Below are 20,677 nucleotides of genomic sequence, written 5' to 3'. Positions count from 1 at the left end.
GGGCTGGAGGCCGATTTGATATGAAAAATGGCCATGCAGCAGCAGCAACGCCGCCGCCAGCCAGCCCCTCAGGCACGCTGCGGTGCAAACCAGTGCTGTGTGCGGTTGATGATGGCCACCAGCGAGAGCATGACCGGCACCTCGACCAGCACGCCGACCACCGTGGCCAGGGCCGCGCCCGATTGCAGGCCGAACAGCGAAATCGCCACCGCGACGGCCAGCTCGAAAAAGTTGGAAGTACCGATCAGGCAGGCCGGTCCGGCCACGTTGTGCGGCAGCTTGAGCGCCTTGGCCGCAATGTAGCTGATGACGAAGATGCCATAGCTCTGCACGATCAGCGGCACCGCGATCATGGCGATCACCAGCGGCTTGGCCACAATCGTTTCGGCCTGGAAGCCGAACAGCAGCACCACGGTGGCAATCAGCCCGATCACCGACCAGGGCTTGAGTTTCGCCACGAAGTCGGCCACCGCGTGCGCCGAGCGGCGCTGCAGCAGATGCCGCGTCGCCATGCCTGCCGCCAGCGGCAGCACCACGTACAGCACGGTGGAGAGCACCAGCGTTTCCCAGGGCACGGTGATGTTGGTCACGCCGAGCAGGAAGGCGGCGATAGGCGCAAAGGCCACCACCATGATCAGGTCGTTGACCGAAACCTGCACCAGCGTGTAGTTGGCATCCCCCTTGACCAGCTGGCTCCAGACAAACACCATGGCCGTGCAGGGCGCCACGCCCAGCAGAATCATGCCGGCGATGTATTCGCTGGCCGATTGCGGATCGACCCAAGGCGCAAAAATGTACTGGAAGAACAGCACGCCGAGTGCGGCCATGGTGAAGGGCTTGATGAGCCAGTTGACCACCAGCGTCAGCATCAGGCCGCGCGGTTTCTTGCCCACGTCTTTCACCGCGGTCCAGTCGATCTGGATCATCATCGGGTAAATCATCACCCAGATGAACACGGCGACCACCAGGTTCACGTGCGCAATCTCCAGCGCGGCAATGCCCAGGAAAGCCGCCGGCGCCAACAGGCCGAGGCCGACGCCGGCCAGAATTCCCAGCGCGACCCAGACGGTCAGATAACGTTCAAACAATCCCATGATGTTCCCTGTTTTTCAATAAATTCACGTTCAGGCGCGGGACAAATCGCGCGCGGCCTGCTGCACCATGGCCCGCTCCAGCTTGTCGGGCGGCAGGTTGATCAGGAGCTCCAGACGGCGGCGTATCGCGAACAGGGTTTGGCGGAAGGCTTCGAGTCTTTTTGCCTCATCCCCCTCGACCTCCGACGGATCGGCGTAACCCCAGTGCGCGGTGGCGGGCTGACTGGGCCAGTAGGGGCAGACCTCGCCGGCGGCGTTGTCGCAGACGGTGATGACCAGGTCCATCACAGGGGAGTCGGCCTTGCCGAACTCGTCCCAGCTTTTGCTGCCCAGGCCTTCGGTGGCAATGCCGGCGTTTTTCAACACCTGCAGCGCCAACGGGTTCGGCTGCTGGTTGTCACGCGGGCTGCTACCGGCCGAGAAAGCCTTGAAGCGCCCTTTGCCGATGTGGTTCAGCGTGGCTTCGGCCAGAATGCTGCGAGCCGAATTGTGGGTGCATAAAAACAGGACGTTGAGGGGGCGCGTAGTCATTGTCAGCTTCCTTCAGCAGCAGGCTTTGGCGGCCGGGGTCTGGGCGCCAGAGTTGGTGGATGGCAGAGTTGCTACTGTTTCTATAGCGCGTGGCGCACAACAGGAGGTGGATTCAGCCTGATTTGATAGAGATTCCGGTTCACTGAACACCGGAATGTTATCCAGGGTGTGAAACTGCTCCCAGGCCACGCCCTGCGGGTCGGTCAGCCAGTATTTGTCGCTGCGCGCATAACAGCAGGTGGTTTCCCCGTCGTCCTGCAGTGCAAGGTCGGCCTCCCGCGCGTGAGCCCGCAGCTCGGCAAGCTCTTCGGTGGACTCCACCTGGATGCCCAGGTGGTCCACGCCGGTGGCGCTGCCGCGGGTGGAGATGGCAAAGTTGACTGGCGGGTCCTGCAGCATCCATTTGGCATAGTCGGCCTCGGTGCGGGCGGGAGGCTGATGAAACATGGCGGAATAGAAAGCGATGTTTTTGCCGAGGTCTTCGACATGCATGTGGACATGAAAGCGTTTCATGGCGGACTCCAGGTTGAGGTTTCAAGGGCGGGGGACGGAAGGCAGTCGGCGTGGGGCGGGCTTTGGCGGGCGTCCGCAACCAGCGCCATCGCAGAAGGCAGCACCACCACCGGCGAAAAGCCGCCGCCGGCCGTGCGGAAGTTGGTGGTCTGGCCGGTGTAGGTGCGAGCGGCCAGCAACTGCACCTGGCCGCGGTAGGTGTAGGCGCGCAGGTCCAGCTTCAGCCGGGTGGGCACGCCATCAACATCGACCAGGCGTTCACTCGGCGGTACCAGCGCCTGCGCGATAAAACCACCGGCCAGGATGGTGCTCCACACGCCGCGTGTGAGTTTGTCGCCGCGGTAGGCGGCTTTGGCGCCGTAACCTGCCACGGGTTTGAAGAAGAGCTGGCGGCGGCGCGCCCAGAGGTCGTCGGCGTGGTCGGCTCTGACGAGTTCGGTATGTGGAACCACCGCCTGCAGCAGGTGCCGGTCTTCAGCCGACACGCCCCATGAGGCCAGCAGTGCGTCGTCGCCGAGGGTGATGAGGTTGCGCTTGTCGGCGTACAGCGCATGGGCGCGCGGGTGCGGCGTGACGACCGCCGCGCCGGCCATATAGGCGCTGCGCAGGGCTTCATGCGCCGGCTCGGCCAGGCTGAAGTCGGTCAGGCGGTTGTAGACCAGATCGACCGCCACGCCCGGCAAGGCCGGGTGCCACAGCGCGCCGCCTTTCCATTGCAGCTCACGCGCGTCGCCCACGGCAGCCGTGATGCCGTGCGCCAGAAACAGCTGCCGTGCCAATGCAAATTCAGGCGCGAGGTATTGGTCTTCCGGTGCATCGTCAACAATCAGCACGCTGCGCAGCGGCTGCGCGCCACGCTGGGCCTGCCACTCGGCGCGGAACATGTCCACAAAGGTCTGGTCGATCTGCGTCAGGTCGCTCGCACTGTCCATCAGCCCCTGCATGGGTTCGCAGCAGTCGCGGTGCGCACGTGCCAGCGCGGCGTTGAGCAGCGCGCCGCCGGCATTGGTGTTGATCTCGATCAGGCGCGGGCCGTCGGCACCCAGGTGAAAGTCGTACGCCATGAAGACACCGGCCGGGCCGAAATTCTGGCGGGCAATCTCGGGCGCGCTGGCCAGGGCCGCTTGCTGGTAGGCGGGCAGGGCGATCACGCCTTCGATGGCGGCAATCGCCTGGCCCAAGGTCGCGCGGATGGCCGGGTCCAGAAACACCGCCGTCTCGGAGAACAGGTGCGGGTGTGTCGTGGCCAGTCCGGCCAACATGCCCTGCAGGCTGGGGTCGGTTTCCAGTTGCTGGCGCAGGCGCTCGGGGTTCAGGGTGCGGCACAGGCAGCCCAGGTTCAAGGCTTCGGCGAGGTTCATGGCGGCGCCCCGGTCAGCAGGCCGCGCACGAGGCGGCGTCGGCGACCACGCACGTTTCGCCCTGGCAACAATGTTGGGTGAGGTAACCCAGCAGGGCGTTCATCTGTTCGAAGTTGGCGCGGTAAATCAGGTTGCGGCCACGCGGCTCGCTGCTGACCAGGCCGGAATGCGCGAGTTCTTTCAGGTGGAAAGACAGCGCGCTGGGCGCGACTTCGAGCAGTTCGGCAATCGCGCCCGGTGTCAACCCGTCGGGCCCGGCGACCACCAGCGCGCGGAAGGTGCGCAGGCGCTGGGCCTGGGCCAGCGCGGCGAGGGCTTTGAGGGCGCCGGTTTCATCGAGAGATTTTGTTTCCATAATTCAAATATAATTGAAATATCGAATTGAAACAAGGCAACAAGGAAAAATTCATGGCCGACATCACGATTTACCACAACCCCCAGTGCGGCACCTCGCGCAACACGCTGGCGCTGATCCGCAACAGCGGGGCAGAGCCCGAAGTCATCGAGTACCTGCAGCACCCGCCCAGCCGCGAAACCCTGGTCGCGCTGGTGGCCCGGACCGGGCAGCCGCTGCGCGCGCTGATCCGCAGCAAGGAAAAGCGCTACGCCGAACTCCAGCTCGACAACCCGGCGCTGACGGACGACCAGCTGCTGGACGCCATGCTGGCCCACCCCCTCCTGATCAACCGGCCCATCGTCGTGACGCCGCTGGGCACCCGCCTGTGCCGGCCTTCCGAAGCGGTGCTCGACATCCTGCCTGCGCCGCAGCAGGGCGCGTTCACCAAGGAAGACGGCGAAACAGGTCATCAATGACAAAGGAGAACGTGTTGCCGGCGCTTGAAGACCTTCCCAACCTCGACCCAACCCTGTTCACGCTGCCCACGGCCAGCGCACTGCAGGCGTTCCGGCCCTCGGCCCATGCGCCGCGCATTTTGCTGCTCTACGGCTCGGTGCGCGAGCGGTCTTACAGCCGCCTGCTCAGCGAAGAAGCCGCACGCCTGCTGCAGGCCATGGGCGCCGAAACCAAAACCTTCAACCCGAGCGGCCTGCCGCTGCCCGACGACGCACCCGACAGCCACCCCAAGGTGCAGGAGCTGCGGCAACTCGCGCAGTGGGCCGAAGGCATGGTCTGGACATCCCCCGAGCGCCACGGCGCCATGACCGGCATCATGAAGTCGCAGATCGACTGGATTCCCCTGGCGCAAGGGGCGGTGCGGCCCACCCAGGGTAAAACCCTGGCCGTGATGCAGGTCAGCGGCGGCTCGCAGTCTTTCAACGCGGTGAGCCAGCTGCGCGTGTTGGGCCGCTGGATGCGCATGTTGACGATTCCGAATCAATCGTCGGTGGCCAAGGCCTTCCTGGAGTTCGACGAAGCCGGGCGCATGAAGCCATCAGCCTATTACGACCGCGTGGTCGATGTGATGGAAGAACTCGTCAAGTTCACGCTGCTCACGCGGGATGTGGCGCCTTATCTGGTGGACCGGTACAGCGAGCGCAAGGAAAGCGCCGAGGCGTTGTCCAAACGGGTGAACCAGCGGAGTCTGTGACTGGTGTAACTACTCAGGTCGTCTGGACTGGTTTTACTCCTTCTTCCCCTGGGAGAGGGCGGGTGCTGAACGCTACGGCTCCAAATGCGCTTGAGCGCATCTGGACAGCGTGAAGAGGCCCGGACTCCGGCCGGGCTGCGGTCTGCAAGACAGGACTGGCGGTCTGTGCATGGAGCTATCGTCATTGTGGCTTGCAGGCCCTCACCCCAACCCTCTCCCACAGGGCGAGGGGGCAAGAAAAGCGTGCTGCATGCAGCGCCCTGTGTAGTTACGATTTTGTGAACAAAATCTGCCCCTGGCCCATGCTGCACGGGCGCAATAAGCTATTGAATTGATAGCGCTGTGTCACCCGGTTTTTGATGCATGGCCTTCTGCTGCCTCCGGTTGCAGAAGGCTGCGAACCACCCGGCGCGCCACGGGCGAAACGAGCAGCACCTCCGGGAAGGCGAACAGCCACGCCGTGAGCCACGAAACCATCCACAGCGCCAGAAAGCCCGGCCCCACCCCGGTGGCGCGCAGCGTGGCTATTCCCGCCACCAGCAGCGACATCAGGCCCGAGAGAAAGAAGCCGAACAGGACGGGCTCGAATTTCCGGGGGATCATGGCGTCACTTCCGCTTCGACATCGGCTGCCATGCGCAGCAGCGCTTCGGCGACATTCGTGCCGAACATCCGCGCCGTCTTGATGTCCCCGGGCACGAACGAATCCGCCGGCGCCGAATGCCCGGCCTGCGCCATCATTCCCGACCACGAGCCCAGCCGGTTGGCGGCTTCTTCGTAAGGCACACCGCTGTGCTGTTCGGGCAGGATGGCGTTGCCGACCCAGACCATGCCGTGCTGCATCGCGAAGACGAACATCGACAGCAGGGTGGATTGCTTGTCGCCTGCAGGCAACGACGACACGGTGAAGGCCGAGGCCAGCTTGCCCTTGAGGGCATGGCTTTTCCAGAGCCGGCCTGTGGCGTCCATGAAAGTCTTGAAGGTGCCGGAGACACCGCCCAGGTAGGTGGGCGAGCCGAAGACGAATCCGTCGTATTCCAGCAGGCGCTCAGGCGAGCTGGTGAGATCTTCCGCTTTGAGCAAATGCGCGGTGATGCCGGGAACAGATTGCGCACCCGCCAGGATGTGCGCGGCAATGTGGCCGGTATGGCCGTGGGCGCTGTGATAGATGACGGCAAGTTGCTTGTTCTTCATGGTGTGGTGTCCAGTTCAGGTTGAGTGAGTGAATCTCTGAAAAAAGTCTTCATCGCGAGATCCAGACGATGACGACGGCGGCCAGGTACAGGCCGAGTCCAAAAATGCTGTGGTTGGCCAGGCTCCTGAGCCGGTTTTTTGCCGGTGCCGGCGTGCGCGACGAGGCGATGCCCGCCCCCATGGCCGGCTGCATGACGAGCCAGGGCGCTGCGACCGTGGCTATGCCCACGCACAGCGCCGGCAGCAGCGTCGGGTTGTGCACCCAGTCCATACCGGCGATGCCGGCCAGCAGGCCCGCGAAGCTGATGCCGGATGCGTAGTGGACGAACCACCCCAAAGCGCGTTCGCCTCGCACCGGCGCGGCCTTCGCGATCGCGTCATGCTTCCAGGTGCCGCGGCGCCAGTGGCCGACCCAGCGGCCGATCATCGCGAAGTTGAGCGTGGGCACGCCCAGGCGCTGGAGTAAGAGCAGCCAGGCGTCCATGAGCGCCGTGGCGCCTATGCCGATCAGCGCGATATGCGCCGCGCCTGCAGTGAATGTGTTCATGTGATTCCTCGTTGACAAAAAGTGACGGTGAGGGCACTCTACAAGTTCAAGTCAACTTGAAGTCAAGGGGTTTTTTCATGGACATTGCCGAAGTCGCCAAAAAGTCAGGCCTGCCTGCCTCCGCGCTGCGCTACTACGAAGAAAAAGGGTTGATAACCTCGGCCGGCCGGCAGGGCTTGCGCCGAACATTTGCGCCGGGTGTGCTGGACCAGCTGGCACTGATTGCGCTCGGGCAGGCCGCCGGCTTTTCGCTGGACGACATCGGCGCCATGTTCTCGCCCGACGGCCAGGCCAGCATCGACAGGACCTCGCTCAGCGCCAAGGCCGACGAACTGGACAACACGATCAAGCGCCTGAAGGCGATGCGCAACGGGCTCAGGCATGCAGCGGTGTGCCCCGCACCCAGCCACGCCGAGTGCCCGACCTTTCAGCGACTGCTTCGCGCCGCAGCGGCCGGCGAGCTGACCCCGCGCGCGAGGAAGCCCGTGCGCGTGCGTTCGAAAGGGTGAGCGCGCTGCCGAGGCACTGGCCAAACGGGTGAACCAGCGGAGTCTGTGAGTTTTGTGGTAACTACTCAGGTCGTCTGGGGCTGGTTTTACTCCCTCTCTCCCTGGGAGAGGGCGGGGGTGAGGGCTGGCGGTCTGTGCATGGAGCTATCGTAATTGTGGCTTGCTGGCCCTCACCCCAACCCTCTCCCACAGGGCGAGGGGGCAAGAAAAGCGTGCTGCATACCGCGCCTGAATAGTTACGTTTTATGAGTCAAATCGGCCTCTGGCCCAGTGGGGGCGGGCGAAAGGAGCTATTGAATTGATAGCGGATGGCCGTGTTTGTTTTCTTTGTCAGCTGCGCGCGTGGCTCAGTCCTCAGTCAAACAGATACTCCACCTCGCCCAACCAGCGCATCTCGATGCGCGTGAGATTGGCCCGCTTTCCAACCTGCACCCGGTCGCCCACCGAGCTGCGAAAGGCGGTCCCCGAGATCTCTTCCAGCCATCTGTCGGCCGTCTCCTCGGGAAAGTCCAGGCCAAGCGCTTCAGCCGCGTCAATTCCGCTTTCATACCCTTTGGCATAGGCGTACAGAAGCGACATCGTGTCGCGATGACGGCCCGGGACGCAGTAAAAAACGCCAAACGCCCGGTCATAAACAAACGGACGGCCCAGGTCGGCAAGATGGAGCGGCTCCGGTTCGGAGGCGCCAGCTTCCTTGAGGGTCTGCAATTGTTGAGAGGTCAAACTTCGCATGGCTGTCTGGTTCAGGCCGCAGCCTGGTACTTCAAATCAAGCCGGGACAGGCGCTTGTGGTTCATGGCATTTATCTTTCACACATCGACATATCCAGACGCCGGGGCGGATGGACGTTGAGGAGGATGCATTCGGTTTGATGCTAGCCCGCTTTGGAGGCGTTTGCACGGGTTCTGGGGATGTAAATAAGTCACACCAAAGTGGGGTGGTGTGCGGCGGCATCAACCGCGGCGTGCGCTGGCGAATCCCGACAAGTCGTCGGCGGGCGGTGTGGTGGAAACTCGTCAAATTCGCACTGCTCACGCGTGATGTGGCGCCCTACCTGGTGGACCGGTACAGCGGGCGCAAGGAGAGTGCGCAGGCGCTGGCGAAGCGGGTCAATCATCGGGGGTTTGTGAGTTTTTGAGCCAAATCGGCCTCCAACCCACGGCGGCCTCAAAAGTGAAGTGCAACACACCTTTAATTTATTCCCTTAAGGTGTGCCATGAAATCAGAACCTTGTTACAGCCAGCTGGACTACCAGGACCGGCAAACCATTGCCATCAGCCTTGAGCAGGGCTTAAGCATACGGGCCATAGGTCGCGTGCTCAATCGCAGCGCCGCGACCATCAGCCGCGAGATTGCCCGCAACAGTGGCGGCAGTAGCTACAGTTGCCGTTATGCCCAACAGCGCCGGGTGAGAAGACGTCGCCACGGCCGAGCCCAGCCCAAGCTGGTTGCCGGCAATCGCCTGTTTGAAGTCATGACTGAACTTCTTCGCCAGCTCTGGTCGCCCCAGCAAATTGCAGCGCACCTGGCTAAACTGCATCCAGGCGATGCTGCCCAACGCGCCTCGCATGAAACCATTTACAACGTCATCTACGCCCAACCGCGAGGGGAGCTGCGCAAAGAGCTCATTGCGTGCCTGCGCATGGCTCGTGCCAAGCGCTGGCCGCGTTCCAAGGGCGAGGATCGCCGTGGACAGATGGCGAACCTGTTGAGCATCCATGTTCGCCCGCCAGAGATTGAAGATCGTCAGTTCCCAGGCCATTGGGAGGGCGACTTGATCAAAGGCGCGCTCAACCAAAGTGCAGTGGGCACGCTCGTCGAGCGTCATACGCGGCTGCTGATACTGGTGAAGCTGCCGCACCCGCATCCCGCCACTGCAGCTCACGTGCTGCAAGCCTTTACGGACAAGCTCAACGCCATAGCGCAGCCCATGCGCAAGACCCTGACGTATGACCGGGGCACGGAGATGGCCTATCACCAGCAGCTCAGTGCCAATACGGGGATTGCGGTGTATTTCTGTGATCCGCACAGCCCATGGCAGCGAGGCACCAATGAGAACACCAACGGCTTGATTCGCCAGTTCCTGCCAAAGGGCACAGACCTGTCTGGCTACACGCAAGCGCAGCTTGATGCGATTGCTGATCTGATGAATGGCCGGCCCAGGAAAACGCTGGACTGGTGCACCCCGCATGAGGTCTACAGTGCCTGGCTGACCAAGCTTGAACCCTCAGCGCAAACTATCCAATAAAATACCTCAGTGTTGCACTTGGACTTGAGCGCGCCCACATCCCGTATGTGCAAGCAGCTATTTATTTAGTAGCAGATGGAGTCCCCGCGACCGTGACGACGCCACGCGTAGCGAGCAGGGCACCATGGCGCACCGCCACCAGCTCCCCCTCGGCCAGCGGCTGCCAGGCCTCGTCGGTGAGCGGCACGCTTGCGATGAACAGGACGACGCGTTCCTCTTGCACGATCGCGACGCCGGCTTCGCGGGCTGTCGCCGGCTCCTCGGGTGGGCAATGCCGTTGCAGCATCCACAGTCCCGGCGGTCCGGCACGGCCGATGTCGGGTTGCAGGCGCTTGTGGCCGTGTGCAAACAGGGTGTCGCCGTCGGCGTACAGGAAGTTGGCCGGGCCGAGCGCGCGCAGGTCGGCGGCGAAGGAGGCCAGCAGCGACAGGCGTGTGTCCAGGGACGGTGGCTCGGCCCCGTTCCACAGTGGCCGCAGGCGTTCCATCAGGGCGCAGAAGGCATGTTCCGAATCGGTCTGCCCCACGGGCCGGTACGCACCGAGCGTCAGCGTTTCGCAGCTTTCAATGCCAGGAAGGTCGCCGTTGTGGGCAAACACATGGGTGCGGCCGCCCAGTTCCCGAACAAAGGGCTGCGTGTTCGAAAAGCTCACCGCGCCCCGCGTGGCATGGCGGATGTGCGAGATGGCCAGTTGGGTGCTCGGCCCCTGGGTTTCGAGGTAGCGAACCAATGGGCTGTCCCCGGCGGCCAGTGGTTCGCGAAACAGCGCCACGTCTTCGCCCTGGTAGAAGGCGACACCCCAGCCGTCGCGCGAGCTGCCGGTAGCACCGCCGCGCGAAGCCAGGGTGTGCAGGGAAAATGTCAGCCGGGTCGGCCCGGAAGTCGACAGGGCCAGCAGCTCACACATCAGGCGGGGCGCAAGGCGCGGTAAATGCTTGCTGCATGACCTGCAGCGTGACATGCGTGATGTGGAAACGGTCGTGCAGCTGGTCGGTCGCGTGTTTCAGAAAGGCGTCGTCAGCGTGTCCTTGCGGCATCACCAGATGCGCCGTCAGGGCGATCTGCGAAGTGCCCATCGCCCAGATGTGCAGGTCGTGCACCCGTGTCACGCCTGGCAGCGCAGCCAGACACGCGTGAACGGCCTGCGGGTCCACGCTGTCGGGCACACCGTCAAACAGCATGTGAAGCGACTGTTTGAAAAGGCTCGCGGTTCCCACCAGGATGACGCCCGCAATCAGCAGGCTGACCACCGGGTCCAGCCACACCCAGCCCATCCACAGCGTCAGCGCCCCGGCGACCACCACCCCGGCGGACACCAGGGCGTCGGCGGCCATGTGCATGAACGCGCCGCGGATATTGAGGTCGTGCTCGCGTCCGCGCATGAACAGCAGGGCGGTGGCGGTGTTGATCACAATGCCGATGCCGGCCACCACCATGATGGTCACGCCTTCGGCACCGGCCAGCGGCTCGGGTGAGAAGAGGCGGCCCACCGCTTCCCAGGCCAGTGCACCCATCGCCATCAGGAGCAGCAGGGCATTGGCAAAAGCCGCCAGAATGGTGCCGCGCTTCCAGCCGTAGGTGTGGCGCGCGTTGGGGCGCAGCTTGCTGGCCAGTGCGCCGCCCCACGCCAGAACGAGACCCGCCACGTCGCTCAGGTTGTGCGCGGCGTCGGCCAGCAGGGCCAGCGAGTTGATCTTCCAGCCGTAAAACGCCTCGATCGCCACAAAGACGATGTTGAGCACGATGCCGATGGCAAAAGCGCGGTTGAAGTTGGCTGGCGCATGTCCATGGTCGTGGTCAGCGCTCATGCGGCGAGGTTCTCCGGCCTCACCGCGACACTGTCCGGCGGGAAAGGGGCGGGTGGGTCCGATGCATCGAAGGATTCTTCGAATGCGCGGCCCCAGGCGGCCATCATGGACTCGCGTTGGCTGCCGGCCTCCTCACACACCCACGCCCTGATTTCTTTTGCGTATCCCATGCACATGTCGCTTGTCCTCTTGTTGCGATGTCGATGTTGCTTGCAGTTCAGCGCCGCCGCAAGACACCGCTCAAGTCAGTTCCCGGCGCAACGGTATTGAACACCGTGCCGTATTTCTTCACATTTTCATGCATCAAGTCCAGTCGCTGGTCCGATTCGTCGGTATCCACGATGATTTCGTAACGGATGGACTCCATTCGGGGCGGCACGTCCTGCCGCACGCCATCGACGATGACTTCAACACCGCGCATCCTGAACTTCAGAATAGGCGCCACCCGCTCCATGCCCTTGATCATGCAGGCCGACAGGGCCGCCAGCAGCAACTCTGCCGGGTTGAAGGCATCCGGGTTGCCCGCCAGGTCGGTATCCAGGGCGATTTCGGCGCTTTTGCAAGTGGACAGGCTGCCGTGCGCATCGACGCGGCGCGACTTGACATGAAAAGTCATTTTGGCCGTGGGCTGGCTCATGAAGGGTGATCCTTGTCGGTTGCGTTCGTACTCGGGGCAGGCGCGGCACAAGCGTCAAGTCGCCCACCGATGACAGGGTAACCCTTTTGCAGCGGGGAACGCGCTTTCGCTGATCAAGCGGTGGCAGTGAGCCATTGCTCGATCTTGTCGCGGCTGGGCACGCCGCCCGCATGGACCACTTTGCCATTGATGACAACACCGGGTGTGCTCATCACGCCGTAGCCCATGATGTCGCGCACTTCCTCCACTTTTTCCAGACGGACGGTGACGCCTTTGGCTTTCGCCACCTGGTCAATGAGGGCGATGGTGTTTTTGCAGTTGGTGCAGCCGGTGCCGAGTACCTTGATGTCCATGGTGTTTCCTTGAGATTGAAGTTGATGAAAAGAGTCTGTGCCTACAGCACCGCGTTGAATACAAAACCCACCAGCAGGATGCCGCCGGACACCACCGCCACAAAGGTGGGAATCAGCCGCAGCTTGAGCACCTTGCGCAGGATGATCAGCTCGGGCAGGGACAGCGCAATCACGCTCATCATGAAAGCCAGCACGGTGCCCAGGGCCGCGCCCTTGGCCAGCAGCGCCTGCACGATGGGAATCACGCCGGCTGCATTGGTGTACATCGGCACACCCATCAGCACCGCCAGCGGCACCGACCACCAGGCTTCCTTGCCCATGAAGCTGGCCATGAACTCTTCCGGCACATAGCCATGAATCAAGGCGCCCAGTGTTATGCCGCCCAGAATGTAGGGCCAGACCTTGCCGACGATCTCACGCACCGCTGAAAAGCCGGCTTGAATGCGGTCGGCCAACGTGGTGCCCGCGTCGTCAAACTGGGCTGATGTTTTGGGCATATCGCGCACCCAGTCTTCGAGGTAGGCTTCCATCTTGAGGCGGCCAATGACCCAGCCCGCGACGATGGCGACCGAGAGGCCCAAGCCCAGGTACAACAGCGCCACCTTCCAGCCGAACAGGCCAAACAGCAGCGTCAGCGCCACTTCGTTGACCATGGGGGCAGAGATCAGGAAGGAGAACGTGACCCCCAGCGGCACACCCGCCTGCACAAAACCGATGAACAGCGGCACCGCCGAGCACGAACAAAACGGCGTGACGATGCCCAAGGACGCGGCCATCACGTTGGCCACACCCTCGCTGCGACCGGCCAGCAGGGCGCGGGTGCGCTCCGGGGTGAAGTAGCTGTTGATCATGCCCATGACAAACACCACGCCTGTCAGCAGCATCAACACCTTGGGGGTGTCGTAGAAGAAAAACTGCAGCGCACCCCCCAGGTGGCTGCCCCGGTCCACCGGCAAGGCGGCGACCAGTGCTTCAGAGCCGGGCAGCAGTGTCTGGTAAAGGCCCAGCCAGACCATGGCGGCCAGGATCAGGAAGATGACCGGCTGGCGCAGGGGCCAGGATTTTTGCGGCGTCGTGACGGTGTTCATATTTATGAAGACGAACGAAACCGGAAAAAGACGCAGAAATCGCAGGAGTAGGTAACTACTCAGATCGCTGCATGCGGCATGCTTTTCTTGCCCCCTCGCCCTGTGGGAGAGGGTTGGGGTGAGGGCCAGCAGGGCACAACAGGCGATAACTCTATGCACAGACCGCCAGCCCTCACCCCCGCCCTCTCCCAGGGGGAGAGGGAGTAAAACCAGCCCAGACGATCTGGGTAGTTACAGGAGTAGTGGTTAAAAGTGCCTCCAGCCCTTATGCAGAAAGCGCAGGCAGCTATTAAAACTGTAGCAATAGGGGCAACACGGCAGGGGGAGCCGGTGAATTCAGCTCTCTGGAACTATGGGCGCGGCACAAAATCCGCCACATGCCCCGCATCGTCGATTTGCACCTGACACGCCACGGTCATGCGCTGCTTCAGGCGTTGGCGTGCGCGCTGCAGGCGCGATTTGGCGGCACTCAAGTTCAGCCCCCTGGCGGCGGCGAATTCGGCTTGTGGCATGCCCTGCAGATCGCAGAGCGTGATGACCTCGCGGTCCTCGGCCGTCAGCTCGGAGAGCACGCGTGGCAGGCAGGCGGTGAGGGTGTCCACCGTGTCGGTCTCGTCGGCCGGTGCGGCCAGGTCGTCGGGCAATTCCACGGTCGCGCGGGCCACGCGCAGCCGATCAGCCAGGGTGTTGCGCGCTACCTCAAACAGCCAGGCGCGGGCGTTTTGCACCGAGCAAAAGCGTTCGCCGTGGCGCAGGGCCTTGATGAACAGATCCTGCAGCAGGTCATCGGCCTCGGCCGGATTGCGCAGCCGATGGCGCAGCCAGCCGCGCAACTCGGGCGCGTGGGAGGCCCAGGCAGCGGTCAGACAATTCGGTGCGGCTCCGTTCAACATGGTTTCCTCAGGCACTGATGGCCAGCCGCTTCATTTTCTCCCAAGCGTCTTGCGGCTGATACCCAGCAGTTCGGCGGTCTTGCCGACACTGCCTTCACAACGGTTCAGGGCCTTGCGGATGTGATCACGTTCTGCTTCCTCCACCATGGCTTGCAGGGGAACAATGGCCTCTGATTCCGAGTGACGTGGCGCAGTCAGGCTTCGTGTCTCGTTGTCGGGCAAGGGTTCGTCCAGAACACCGGCATCGCTCATCACGACGGCCTGCTCCAGGTAGGAACGCAACTCGCGGACGTTGCCACGCCAGTCACGCCCCATGATGTCGCGCAGGAAGGGCTCAGACATCGCCAGCGGCCTGCCTTGTTCGATCACCATGCTGGCCAGCAGACGTTCTGTCAGCCAGCGAATGTCATCGGGACGCTCGCGTAGCGGCGGCAAGGTGATGCGGATCACCGCCAGGCGGTAGAACAGATCTTCACGAAAGCTGCCGGCCTCATGTCAGCGTACAGGACCCGATTGGTGGCCGCCACAAATTCTCCCTTGCTGGCTCGCGGGTCCAGGCTGTGAGCGCGCACGGTATGGCATTCGGCAACAGCCTCACCAGCGGTCAGGCCATGTCTTCATCCCGAATGCGGGCGTTGTTCAGACTTCAAGCTGGCGAAGAGGCCGTGTGTTTCATCAATATCGGCACGGTTTCAAAGCGCAAAGCACCCCGCCTGCATCCCGACGCCTCTGAATTCGTTTCAAGCATGTAATCACCGGCAGTGAGTTGGGCAGAGCCCGATGTGCTGTTTTCAGGTGATCCTGTGAGTCAAATCGACCTCCAGCCCTTATTCTACGGGCGCGAGCAGCTATTTAATCAGGAGCGTGTTGAGACTTCTTCATCGCGTCAGCCGTGGTTCATTGGGACGTTCATGCCGGCCGGCCAGAAAACACTTTTTGACACATCTCTCCGTGGACGTTGCGCTCAGGCCACGGTCAGAGTTTTCCCCAACAATTTGACAGCTGCCGTGTGGAAAATGGGTTTGTGGCTATCCGAAACCTGCTCCTCACGCCTATCGGCACCTTTGTCCTCGCAGTCTTGCTGGGCGCAATGCTCTGGGCGGTGGCGCCCGTCGCTATTGGTCGCCCCCTCAGTCTCTGGGAAGCGTTTGTTGCTACTGCCGCGATTCTGGTGCTTTTGGAGTGGTGGCGACGGCGCCGGCTCTGGCGAGAGCGTGAGCAACTCGAAAGCTTGCGTGACTCTGCCCTCTGGTAGCAGCCCGGCCGAACGAAGGCCATAGCGACGTTCTGGCCGGTTTTTCGCTGATGCCCGGGAGTGTATCGAATTCGCCTCCAGCCCCCTGTTCAGCAAGCGCAAGCGGCTATCGAGTCAATAGCGGGACCCCCGCCGGCACCTGTCATCAAACCGCCATCAAAGTGACATGAACACGTCACCCACCGCTTCCAGAATTCCTCCATCAGTCAAAAACACGATGGAGAGTGATTCATGGGTCAAGGATTCGGCAAGGATTATGAGCAGGGCGAAGGCGTCAACACGACGTCCAATCCCTTCATTCATGAAGTAGACGGCGAGCGCCGCCATGTGCTGCGCTGCACGACGGCGGCGGTGGCGCTGCTGATGGGCTCGCACACGCTGACGGCCAGCGCCGCGGCGCCTGCCAAAGGCAAGCCGCTCGGTTTTACCAGCGTGCCGGCTTCCAGCGCCGACGCGCTGGTGGTGCCGCCTGAATACGATGCGCAGGTGCTGTACCGCTGGGGTGACGCGACCGGCATTCCCGGGGCTGCGGCGCCTGCCTTCAGTGCGGACGCATCGAACAGCTGGCAGGAGCAGTTGCTGCAGTCGGGCATGCACCACGACGGCATGGAGTATTTCCCGCTGGACAAGAACCCGCGCCACGGCCTGCTCGCCATCAACCACGAATACACCGACGACGGCCTGCTGCACAGCGACGGCATGAAGACCTGGACGGCCGACAAGGTGCGCAAGTCGCAGGCGGCGCACGGCGTCAGCGTGATCGAGGTGGTGGAACGCGCCGGTGTCTGGCGCGTGATGCCCAACTCGCGTTATGCGCGCCGCATTACGGGCAACACGCCCATGCTGTTCAGCGGCCCGGCGGCCGGACATGCACTGCTGAAAACCGCGGCCGATCCCGAGGGCCTGCGCCCGCTGGGCACGCTGAACAACTGCGCCGCCGGCCAGACGCCGTGGGGCACCTTTCTGACCTGCGAGGAAAACTGGAACGGTTACTTCTCGGCTCAGGACAAGCCGAACCCGGACGAGGCGCGTTACGGCCTGCGCGCCAAGGGCTTTGGCTACCGCTGGCACGAGTTTGACGAACGTTTTGACGCGGTGAAACACCCCAACGAGCCGCACCGCTTTGGCTGGGTGGTGGAGATCGATCCGCAGGATCCGACACAGACCCCGATCAAGCGCACGGCGCTGGGCCGCATCAAACACGAGGGGGCGACGACGACCTTGAGCCGCGATGGCCGCGCGGTGGTCTACATGGGCGATGACGAGCGTTTTGAATACATCTACAAGTTTGTCAGCCGCGACAAGGTCAAGCCTGGCGGTTACCGCGCCAACAAGGACATTCTGGACCACGGCACGCTGTATGTGGCGCGCTTTGATGCACAGGGTTACGGCCGCTGGCTGCCGCTGGTGCATGGCGAGGGCGGCCTCAATGCCGCCAGCGGCTTTGCCAGCCAGGCCGACGTGGTGGTGAAGTGCCGCCAGGCGGCAGACGTGGTGGGCGCCACCAAAATGGACCGCCCCGAATGGGTGGCGGTGCACCCCAACACCGGCGAGGTGTTTGTCACGCTGACCAACAACAGCAATCGCGGCAAGGACGGCCGCATGGCCGACGCGGCCAACCCGCGCAACGACAACATCATGGGCCACATCATCCGCTGGCGCGAAGGCAAGAGCCGTCAGGGCGACGCTGTCAGCCGGCTCGATGGCGACGCCAGCGCCACCGAGTTCCGCTGGATGCACTTTGCCCTGGCAGGTGACCCGAATGCCGACAAGGCTGAGTACCGCGGCACCATCAAGGGCGACATGTACGGCAGCCCCGATGGCCTGCAGTTCGACGCCAGCGGCCTGCTCTGGATACAGACCGACATCTCCACCTCGGCCATGCACAAGGGTGCCTACAAGGGCATAGGCAACAACATGATGTTGTGCGCCGACCCGGCGACCGGCGAGACGAAACGCTTTTTGACCGGCCCGGCCGGCTGCGAGGTCACCGGGGTGAGTTTCACACCGGATCGCCGCGCGGTGTTCATCAACATTCAGCATCCGGGCGAAACCGCCAGCGAGCGCAGCGACCCGGCCCAGCCGAAGGCGGTGAGCCATTGGCCGGACGGCCCGGCGGGCGGGCGGCCGCGCTCGGCCACCGTCGTCATCCGGCGCAAGGACGGCGGCATCGTCGGGACTTAATTTCCATACATCACAGCCCCGACCTCCGGGGCTTTTTTACAGCATTTTTTGAGTGTCGAGTGTCGAGAGTCATTTGCGAGAAGACAACCAGGAGTCATCATGAAAGAACTGCCCAATCCCACCTTTGCATTGTCGCCAGTCGCAATGCCACGGGGGTCACTTCATCAAAGCTCTCATGCTGCCAATCCGGTCGCTGTTCAAGGGACTGCGCCGGGGAAAATCCAGGTAGGCTGGGCCAGGCACCAGGACGAGGTCCGGCAGGCGCAGCGGCTGAGGTACCAGGTCTTCGCGCTGGAGATGGGGGCGACACTGCCCAGCACGGTGGCGGGCCACGACATCGACCTGTTCGACGATTTCTGCGAACACCTGCTGGTGCGCGACGAAGCCAGCCAGGAAGTCATAGGCACTTACCGCGTGCTCACGCCGACCCAGGCCAAACGCGTGGGCAGCACCTACAGCGACACCGAGTTCGACCTGACGCGCCTGCGCGCCCTGCGCGAACGCATGGTCGAGCTGGGGCGCAGCTGTGTGCATGCCGACCACCGCCACGGCGGTGTGATCCTGGCCTTGTGGGGCGCGCTGGCCGAGTTCATGGCGCGCAACCAGCTCGACACCATGATTGGCTGCGCCAGCATTCCGATGCAGCACAGCGGCCATCCGGAATACGGCAGCGGGCATGCCGCGGCCAGCATCTGGCGCCAGGTGCGGCAAAGCCACCTCGCAGCCATCGAATACCACGTGACGCCGCGCCTGGCCCTGCCGGTCGAGCAGCTCGACGATTCGCTGGACGTCGAGCCGCCCGCGCTGATAAAGGGTTACCTGCGTCTGGGCGCCAGGGTGCTGGGCGCACCGGCCTGGGACCCCGATTTCAACTCGGCCGACCTGCCCATGATGATGCGCATTGCCGACTTGCCGCCACGTTATCGCAAGCATTTTTCCGCGGTGGGGGCCTGATGCGTACGCTGTTCGACAAGCTCGGTTCGCTCAACCCCGGTTTCCCACCGGGTGGGGATGACGCGCATGACGACGCCGCATTGCGCAAACGCTACCGCAGCATCTTCATCTCCGACCTGCACCTGGGCACGCCCGGCTGCCAGGCCGCGGCACTGCTGGACTTCCTCAAGGCGCACCCGAGCGACTACCTCTACCTGGTGGGCGACATCGTGGACGGCTGGCAACTGCGGCGCAAATGGTACTGGCCGCCGTCGCACAACGACGTGGTGCAAAAGCTGCTGCGGCGCGCCCGCAAGGGCTGCCGGATTGTCTACGTGCCCGGCAACCATGATGAGTTTGCGCGTGAATTTATCGGCCACCAGTTCGGCGGCATCGAGGTCATGGAAGAAGCGGTTCACGTCACGGCCGATGGTCGCCGGTTGTGGATCGTCCACGGCGACTATTTCGACGCCGTCGTGCAGTGCGCCCGCTGGCTGGCCTATGTGGGCGACAACCTGTATGAATTCACGCTCAAGCTCAACCGCCACCTCAACAGCCTGCGCGCGCGCATGGGCCTGCCGTACTGGTCGCTCTCGGCCTACCTCAAACACAAGGTCAAGAGCGCGCTGAACTACGTCACCGACTTTGAAGTCGCGGTGGCCAACGAGGCGCGCCGGCGCGGCCACCAGGGGGTGGTCTGCGGCCATATCCACCGCGCCGAGATGCGCGACATCAACGGCGTGCTTTATTGCAACGACGGCGACTGGGTCGAAAGCCGCACCGCGTTGGTGGAGCACTACGACGGCAAGCTGGAGCTGCTGCACTGGGCGCCTGCCCACGAAACGCAGGGCCGGGGCCATGTGGCGGGCACGGTGACCGCATGAAGATTGCCCTTGTTACCGACGCCTGGCAACCGCAGGTCAACGGCGTGGTCACCACGCTGGTGGAGCTGGTGCGTGAACTGCAGGCCCTGGGCCACACGGTGGACGTCATCCATCCCGGCCTGTTCAAAACGCGGCCTTGCCCGGGTTACGCCGGCATCGATCTGGCCGTGCGTCCGAAGGCCTTGCTGACCACCCGGCTGGACGCCTTTGCGCCCGAAGCCATCCACATCGCCACCGAAGGCCCACTGGGCTGGGCGGCGCGCCGCTACTGCCTGAAGCGGGGCCTGCGTTTTACCACCGCGTTCCACACCAAATTCCCGGAAATCCTCCACGCCGCGCTGAAAATACCGCTGTCCTGGGGTTATGCGCTGTTCCGGCATTTCCACAAGGCCTCCTCCGGGGTCATGGTTCCCACCCACGGCGTGTTGCGCATGCTGGAGCAGCGCGGTTTTCGCCAGCTGCGCAGCTGGACGCATGGGGTGGACACCGCCTTGTTCCCGTTTCATCCCGAGGCGCGGCTCTATCCCCGCATGGGCACGCTGGTGCGGCCGGTGTCGCTGTTTGTCGGCCGCGTGTCGTATGAGAAAAACATCGAGGCCTTCCTGACGCTGGACATTCCGGGGACCAAGGTGGTCTGCGGCGTCGGGCCGCTGGAGGCGTCGCTCAAGGAACGTTATCCGCAGGTGCGCTGGCTTGGTGTGTTGCCGCGCGACGAACTGGCCAGGGTGTACGCTGCCGCCGATGTGTTTGTTTTTCCCAGCCGGTCGGAAACCTTCGGCCTGGTGATGCTCGAAGCCATGGCCAGCGGCACGCCGGTCGCGGCCTACCCGGTTGACGGCCCGCTGGAGGTGCTGGGCAAGCCGGATGGCAGTTGCCACGGCGGTGTGCTGGATGAGGACCTCAAGCGCGCTTGTTACAGCGCGATGGCGGTGCCGCGTCATGAGGCCCGCGCCCGTTCGCTGGACTTCAGCTGGGCGCATGCCGCCCAGCTGTTCGAAGGGTTTATGGTGCCGGTACGTGGCCAGGCCACCAGTGCCCTGGTAACGGTGCAAGCCGCGGCCTGAAACATTTGTCATGATGTTGTCACGCTTTTGTCATC

General features: G+C 63.4%; 24 protein-coding genes and 1 pseudogene. 9 read left to right on the top strand and 16 right to left on the bottom strand.

Going from position 1 to position 20,677, the window contains the following annotated elements; translation table 11 throughout:
- Positions 1-68: 68 nt before the first annotated feature.
- The 5 genes from arsB to PSV40_RS03595 are packed head-to-tail and all read right to left on the bottom strand — an operon-like array spanning position 69 to position 3,854.
- On the bottom strand, positions 69-1,094 hold the full coding sequence (gene arsB / locus PSV40_RS03615; protein WP_300534288.1) for an ACR3 family arsenite efflux transporter: 1,026 nt from the start codon (positions 1,092-1,094) through the stop codon (positions 69-71).
- 30 nt (positions 1,095-1,124) lie between these two features.
- Entirely contained in the window at positions 1,125-1,625 is a 501-nt protein-coding gene (locus PSV40_RS03610; protein ID WP_300534285.1) for an arsenate reductase ArsC, read from the bottom strand.
- 12 nt (positions 1,626-1,637) lie between these two features.
- The gene (locus PSV40_RS03605; RefSeq protein WP_300534283.1) at positions 1,638-2,138 is read right to left on the bottom strand and encodes an ArsI/CadI family heavy metal resistance metalloenzyme; all 501 of its coding nucleotides are present in this window, start codon (positions 2,136-2,138) and stop codon (positions 1,638-1,640) included.
- Entirely contained in the window at positions 2,135-3,499 is a 1,365-nt protein-coding gene (locus tag PSV40_RS03600; protein WP_300534281.1) for a hypothetical protein, read from the bottom strand. The genes PSV40_RS03605 and PSV40_RS03600 overlap by 4 nt, the downstream gene beginning before the upstream one ends.
- Positions 3,500-3,512: 13 nt before the next feature.
- Entirely contained in the window at positions 3,513-3,854 is a 342-nt protein-coding gene (locus PSV40_RS03595; protein ID WP_300534278.1) for a metalloregulator ArsR/SmtB family transcription factor, read from the bottom strand.
- A 53-nt stretch (positions 3,855-3,907) separates the two neighbouring features.
- Here PSV40_RS03595 and arsC point away from each other — a divergent pair, with 53 nt between their 5' ends.
- Both arsC and arsH read left to right on the top strand, forming a co-directional pair.
- The gene (arsC, locus tag PSV40_RS03590; protein WP_300534303.1) at positions 3,908-4,312 is read left to right on the top strand and encodes an arsenate reductase (glutaredoxin); all 405 of its coding nucleotides are present in this window, start codon (positions 3,908-3,910) and stop codon (positions 4,310-4,312) included.
- Positions 4,309-5,046 carry an arsenical resistance protein ArsH gene (gene arsH, locus PSV40_RS03585; protein WP_300534277.1) on the top strand — a complete coding sequence of 246 codons (738 nt, stop codon included), beginning with the start codon at positions 4,309-4,311 and terminating at the stop codon, positions 5,044-5,046. The genes arsC and arsH overlap by 4 nt, the downstream gene beginning before the upstream one ends.
- Before the next feature lie 345 nt (positions 5,047-5,391).
- Here the strand turns inward: arsH and PSV40_RS03580 are convergent, their stop codons facing one another.
- From PSV40_RS03580 to PSV40_RS03570, 3 genes are read right to left on the bottom strand one after another with little or no spacing between them, the layout of a single operon-like run.
- Positions 5,392-5,649, bottom strand: a complete 258-nt coding sequence (locus PSV40_RS03580; RefSeq protein ID WP_300534274.1) for a DUF2798 domain-containing protein — start codon at positions 5,647-5,649, stop codon at positions 5,392-5,394.
- On the bottom strand, positions 5,646-6,239 hold the full coding sequence (locus tag PSV40_RS03575; protein ID WP_300534272.1) for a flavodoxin family protein: 594 nt from the start codon (positions 6,237-6,239) through the stop codon (positions 5,646-5,648). Before PSV40_RS03575 ends, PSV40_RS03580 begins: the two co-directional genes overlap by 4 nt.
- Positions 6,240-6,288: 49 nt before the next feature.
- Complete coding sequence (locus tag PSV40_RS03570; RefSeq protein WP_300534270.1) at positions 6,289-6,786, bottom strand: DUF2938 domain-containing protein; 498 nt, start codon at positions 6,784-6,786, stop codon at positions 6,289-6,291.
- A 77-nt stretch (positions 6,787-6,863) separates the two neighbouring features.
- Here PSV40_RS03570 and PSV40_RS03565 point away from each other — a divergent pair, with 77 nt between their 5' ends.
- Positions 6,864-7,295, top strand: a complete 432-nt coding sequence (locus PSV40_RS03565; protein WP_300534267.1) for a helix-turn-helix domain-containing protein — start codon at positions 6,864-6,866, stop codon at positions 7,293-7,295.
- 354 nt (positions 7,296-7,649) lie between these two features.
- On the opposite strand, the gene PSV40_RS03560 is transcribed toward PSV40_RS03565, so the two are convergent.
- Entirely contained in the window at positions 7,650-8,027 is a 378-nt protein-coding gene (locus PSV40_RS03560; protein ID WP_300534265.1) for a hypothetical protein, read from the bottom strand.
- A gap of 277 nt (positions 8,028-8,304) precedes the next feature.
- Between PSV40_RS03560 and PSV40_RS03555 the strand changes: the two are divergent.
- Positions 8,305-8,433, top strand: a pseudogene (locus PSV40_RS03555) (arsenical resistance protein ArsH); the annotation flags it as partial.
- Positions 8,434-8,511: 78 nt separating this feature from the next.
- A complete protein-coding gene (locus tag PSV40_RS03550) occupies positions 8,512-9,543 on the top strand; it encodes an IS30 family transposase (RefSeq protein ID WP_300534262.1) in 1,032 nt (343 codons plus the stop codon).
- Between the two features lie 61 nt (positions 9,544-9,604).
- Here PSV40_RS03550 and PSV40_RS03545 read toward each other — a convergent pair whose 3' ends face one another.
- From PSV40_RS03545 to PSV40_RS03515, 7 genes are all read right to left on the bottom strand, one after another.
- Positions 9,605-10,450 carry a class II glutamine amidotransferase gene (locus PSV40_RS03545; protein WP_300534259.1) on the bottom strand — a complete coding sequence of 282 codons (846 nt, stop codon included), beginning with the start codon at positions 10,448-10,450 and terminating at the stop codon, positions 9,605-9,607.
- Positions 10,443-11,351: a cation diffusion facilitator family transporter gene (locus PSV40_RS03540; protein ID WP_300534256.1), complete on the bottom strand. Its 909-nt coding sequence runs from the start codon at positions 11,349-11,351 to the stop codon at positions 10,443-10,445. Before PSV40_RS03540 ends, PSV40_RS03545 begins: the two co-directional genes overlap by 8 nt.
- A gap of 217 nt (positions 11,352-11,568) precedes the next feature.
- Entirely contained in the window at positions 11,569-11,988 is a 420-nt protein-coding gene (locus PSV40_RS03535; RefSeq protein WP_300534254.1) for an OsmC family protein, read from the bottom strand.
- Between the two features lie 113 nt (positions 11,989-12,101).
- Positions 12,102-12,341: a thioredoxin family protein gene (locus PSV40_RS03530; protein WP_300534252.1), complete on the bottom strand. Its 240-nt coding sequence runs from the start codon at positions 12,339-12,341 to the stop codon at positions 12,102-12,104.
- 41 nt (positions 12,342-12,382) lie between these two features.
- A complete protein-coding gene (locus PSV40_RS03525; protein WP_300534251.1) occupies positions 12,383-13,429 on the bottom strand; it encodes a permease in 1,047 nt (348 codons plus the stop codon).
- A gap of 350 nt (positions 13,430-13,779) precedes the next feature.
- Positions 13,780-14,322, bottom strand: coding sequence for a sigma-70 family RNA polymerase sigma factor (locus tag PSV40_RS03520; RefSeq protein WP_300534248.1), 543 nt, complete (start codon positions 14,320-14,322; stop codon positions 13,780-13,782).
- Between the two features lie 30 nt (positions 14,323-14,352).
- Positions 14,353-14,772: a helix-turn-helix domain-containing protein gene (locus PSV40_RS03515; RefSeq protein WP_300534245.1), complete on the bottom strand. Its 420-nt coding sequence runs from the start codon at positions 14,770-14,772 to the stop codon at positions 14,353-14,355.
- Between the two features lie 1,036 nt (positions 14,773-15,808).
- Between PSV40_RS03515 and PSV40_RS03510 the strand changes: the two genes are divergently transcribed.
- From PSV40_RS03510 to PSV40_RS03495, 4 genes are all read left to right on the top strand, one after another.
- Positions 15,809-17,761: a PhoX family phosphatase gene (locus tag PSV40_RS03510; protein WP_300534242.1), complete on the top strand. Its 1,953-nt coding sequence runs from the start codon at positions 15,809-15,811 to the stop codon at positions 17,759-17,761.
- Between the two features lie 99 nt (positions 17,762-17,860).
- Entirely contained in the window at positions 17,861-18,715 is an 855-nt protein-coding gene (locus PSV40_RS03505; protein ID WP_300534240.1) for a GNAT family N-acyltransferase, read from the top strand.
- The gene (locus tag PSV40_RS03500; RefSeq protein ID WP_300534238.1) at positions 18,715-19,578 is read left to right on the top strand and encodes a UDP-2,3-diacylglucosamine diphosphatase; all 864 of its coding nucleotides are present in this window, start codon (positions 18,715-18,717) and stop codon (positions 19,576-19,578) included. Before PSV40_RS03505 ends, PSV40_RS03500 begins: the two co-directional genes overlap by 1 nt.
- The gene (locus PSV40_RS03495; RefSeq protein ID WP_300534235.1) at positions 19,575-20,642 is read left to right on the top strand and encodes a glycosyltransferase family 1 protein; all 1,068 of its coding nucleotides are present in this window, start codon (positions 19,575-19,577) and stop codon (positions 20,640-20,642) included. The genes PSV40_RS03500 and PSV40_RS03495 overlap by 4 nt, the downstream gene beginning before the upstream one ends.
- Positions 20,643-20,677: the final 35 nt, after the last annotated feature.

The sequence above is a fragment of the Polaromonas sp. genome, from assembly GCF_029945925.1.
Classification (GTDB): Bacteria; Pseudomonadota; Gammaproteobacteria; order Burkholderiales; family Burkholderiaceae_C; genus Polaromonas.
The sequence above is the reverse complement of the archived record's forward strand: the minus strand, read 5'-3'. Positions and strand labels throughout refer to the sequence as shown.

Excerpts from the sequence above, each read along its gene's own strand:
- arsB (WP_300534288.1), bottom strand. The coding sequence starts at position 1,094 with ATGGGATTGTTTGAACGTTATCTGACCGTCTGGGTCGCGCTGGGAATT.
- PSV40_RS03610 (WP_300534285.1), bottom strand. The coding sequence starts at position 1,625 with ATGACTACGCGCCCCCTCAACGTCCTGTTTTTATGCACCCACAATTCG.
- PSV40_RS03605 (WP_300534283.1), bottom strand. The coding sequence starts at position 2,138 with ATGAAACGCTTTCATGTCCACATGCATGTCGAAGACCTCGGCAAAAAC.
- PSV40_RS03600 (WP_300534281.1), bottom strand. The coding sequence starts at position 3,499 with ATGAACCTCGCCGAAGCCTTGAACCTGGGCTGCCTGTGCCGCACCCTG.
- PSV40_RS03595 (WP_300534278.1), bottom strand. The coding sequence starts at position 3,854 with ATGGAAACAAAATCTCTCGATGAAACCGGCGCCCTCAAAGCCCTCGCC.
- arsC (WP_300534303.1), top strand. The coding sequence starts at position 3,908 with ATGGCCGACATCACGATTTACCACAACCCCCAGTGCGGCACCTCGCGC.
- arsH (WP_300534277.1), top strand. The coding sequence starts at position 4,309 with ATGACAAAGGAGAACGTGTTGCCGGCGCTTGAAGACCTTCCCAACCTC.
- PSV40_RS03580 (WP_300534274.1), bottom strand. The coding sequence starts at position 5,649 with ATGATCCCCCGGAAATTCGAGCCCGTCCTGTTCGGCTTCTTTCTCTCG.
- PSV40_RS03575 (WP_300534272.1), bottom strand. The coding sequence starts at position 6,239 with ATGAAGAACAAGCAACTTGCCGTCATCTATCACAGCGCCCACGGCCAT.
- PSV40_RS03570 (WP_300534270.1), bottom strand. The coding sequence starts at position 6,786 with ATGAACACATTCACTGCAGGCGCGGCGCATATCGCGCTGATCGGCATA.
- PSV40_RS03565 (WP_300534267.1), top strand. The coding sequence starts at position 6,864 with ATGGACATTGCCGAAGTCGCCAAAAAGTCAGGCCTGCCTGCCTCCGCG.
- PSV40_RS03560 (WP_300534265.1), bottom strand. The coding sequence starts at position 8,027 with ATGCGAAGTTTGACCTCTCAACAATTGCAGACCCTCAAGGAAGCTGGC.
- PSV40_RS03550 (WP_300534262.1), top strand. The coding sequence starts at position 8,512 with ATGAAATCAGAACCTTGTTACAGCCAGCTGGACTACCAGGACCGGCAA.
- PSV40_RS03545 (WP_300534259.1), bottom strand. The coding sequence starts at position 10,450 with ATGTGTGAGCTGCTGGCCCTGTCGACTTCCGGGCCGACCCGGCTGACA.
- PSV40_RS03540 (WP_300534256.1), bottom strand. The coding sequence starts at position 11,351 with ATGAGCGCTGACCACGACCATGGACATGCGCCAGCCAACTTCAACCGC.
- PSV40_RS03535 (WP_300534254.1), bottom strand. The coding sequence starts at position 11,988 with ATGAGCCAGCCCACGGCCAAAATGACTTTTCATGTCAAGTCGCGCCGC.
- PSV40_RS03530 (WP_300534252.1), bottom strand. The coding sequence starts at position 12,341 with ATGGACATCAAGGTACTCGGCACCGGCTGCACCAACTGCAAAAACACC.
- PSV40_RS03525 (WP_300534251.1), bottom strand. The coding sequence starts at position 13,429 with ATGAACACCGTCACGACGCCGCAAAAATCCTGGCCCCTGCGCCAGCCG.
- PSV40_RS03520 (WP_300534248.1), bottom strand. The coding sequence starts at position 14,322 with ATGTTGAACGGAGCCGCACCGAATTGTCTGACCGCTGCCTGGGCCTCC.
- PSV40_RS03510 (WP_300534242.1), top strand. The coding sequence starts at position 15,809 with ATGGGTCAAGGATTCGGCAAGGATTATGAGCAGGGCGAAGGCGTCAAC.
- PSV40_RS03505 (WP_300534240.1), top strand. The coding sequence starts at position 17,861 with ATGAAAGAACTGCCCAATCCCACCTTTGCATTGTCGCCAGTCGCAATG.
- PSV40_RS03500 (WP_300534238.1), top strand. The coding sequence starts at position 18,715 with ATGCGTACGCTGTTCGACAAGCTCGGTTCGCTCAACCCCGGTTTCCCA.
- PSV40_RS03495 (WP_300534235.1), top strand. The coding sequence starts at position 19,575 with ATGAAGATTGCCCTTGTTACCGACGCCTGGCAACCGCAGGTCAACGGC.